Below are 1,858 nucleotides of genomic sequence, written 5' to 3'. Positions count from 1 at the left end.
GCCACGGCGACTTGGCCTTTGTGCCGTGAGAACCCGAACCCCGCCCACATCGGGCACGAGCCGACAGAATTCCCACCATGAACAGACCTGTGAAGCTCGGCATGGCGGGGACATGCACGGCACTGCTTGTCGTCGGTGGAATCGGTGTCCACAACGTCGTCCACGGGCTGACCGCCGGAGTGTCGCAGGACGGTCGGCCCGACGCGTCCGGCGGGGTCGACCCGTCCACACTGTCCAGCACACCTCCGTCGAACGCCGAGGCGGTCAAGCTGGCCCGAGCGTTTCTGGACAGCTGGTCCAGGCAGCACCTCGATGGTGCGGCGAGCGACTCCGACGCGCCGGACACGGCTGCGCAGGCGTTGCGGGACTACCGGGACGGCCTGCACCTGAAGACGTTGACGTTCGATCACGTTCTCCCGGCCGGTCCGTCGTCGGTGACGCCGGGCGCCACCAAGGTGACCTTCGACGTGAGGGCCGAGGTGGCGGGCGGCGAGTGGACCTACTCGAGCGCCGTGGCCGTAGTGCACGGTACGAATGGCGCGTCGGCGGTGCACTGGAACAACTCGGTGCTCTATCCGGGCCTCGGCGACGGTCAGTCGCTCACTGCGGGCAAGCTCCCTGCCGGCGCCGGACCGGTGAAGGTGGTGGCGAGCGACGGCAAGACGGACCTGTCCACGTTCTCCTCACTGCGGAACATCGCGACGACCATCCGCCAGAACACCAACCCCACGGGCGGCCGCGCGGGCACAGGGGTGGCGGTGGTCGACGGCGGCGGTAGCGGGGTCAAGACCTTGCAGGTCTTCGCCAAGGGCCGGACCCCGGTCATCAGGACGACCATAGACGCCCGGCTTCAGTCGGTGGCCGAGCGCGCCGTGAAGAACCCTCGGCTCCAGGAGAAGCCGGCCGGAACAGTGGCACTCGACTGGCGGAACGGCCGTATCCTCGCGCTCGCGCACACGGGAGCGGACGGGGACATCGCGATCGACGGCATCAAGTCACCCGGCTCCACCATGAAGATCATCACCTCCGCGGCGCTGTTCGACCAGGCGGGCCTCACCGCGAACAGCCCCGCCCCCTGCACCGACTCCGTGATCGCCAACAGCCAGCTGTTCCACAACGACCCGGGCGTGAAGGCCAACCCCGGCTCCACCCTGGCCCAGGCGTTCACGGTGTCCTGCAACACGTCCTTCATCAAGGACGGCTTCCACCACCTCGTGCACGACGGGGACGCCTCCGCTCTGCACGACGAGGCCGTCAACGTCTTCGGCATGGGCAGCTGGTCGATCGGCGGCGGGGTGGCCACGACCGATCCGAGCATCCCTACGGACGTCCAAGCCGGAGACCAGGCAGCCCAGTTCATCGGGCAGGGAAAGGTCACCGCCACACCGCTGTTCATGGCATCCGCGGCAGCCACCGTACGAGGCGCCGGCTTCAAGCAGCCCATCATCCTCCCGGGTCGGCACCAGCAGGCCGCACCCCGCACCATCTCCGCCCGCACCGCCGCCTACCTCCAGTCGATGATGCGCAGTGTGGCCACCAGCGGCACCGCCGCGCCGCGTCTGGGCGGGCTGCCGGGCGTCGGCGCGAAGACGGGCACAGCGGAGGAAGGGGACCACACCAACGGCTGGCTGACCGCCTACGACTCCCGAATGGCGGTCGCGGCCCTGGTCGAAGGCGGCAGCTCCGGCGTGGACTCCGCCGGATACGTTGTCCGGCAACTGCTGACCGACAGCTGACAGCTTCCAGTCAGGTCGCCGGGCCACACCCGTCATGGGCGCCTGCCCGTGGGGCGGTTGTGGCGTTCGGGGACGGGCGCTCGGTGGGCGGTGGCGCACGCCGGTTCACCAAGGTTATGGAC

Annotated in this window: 1 protein-coding gene; it reads left to right on the top strand. The window is 69.3% G+C overall.

What is annotated here, in order from left to right; translation table 11 throughout:
* Positions 1–77: 77 nt before the first annotated feature.
* Positions 78–1,736: a penicillin-binding transpeptidase domain-containing protein gene (locus tag ACFW2E_RS46155; RefSeq protein ID WP_384477977.1), complete on the top strand. Its 1,659-nt coding sequence runs from the start codon at positions 78–80 to the stop codon at positions 1,734–1,736.
* Positions 1,737–1,858 lie beyond the last annotated feature (122 nt).

Source organism: Streptomyces sp. NPDC058964 (assembly GCF_042741275.1).
GTDB lineage: Bacteria > Actinomycetota > Actinomycetes > Streptomycetales > Streptomycetaceae > Streptomyces.
Note: the sequence above shows the minus strand (reverse complement) of the source record. Positions and strands in the feature narration are given on the sequence as shown.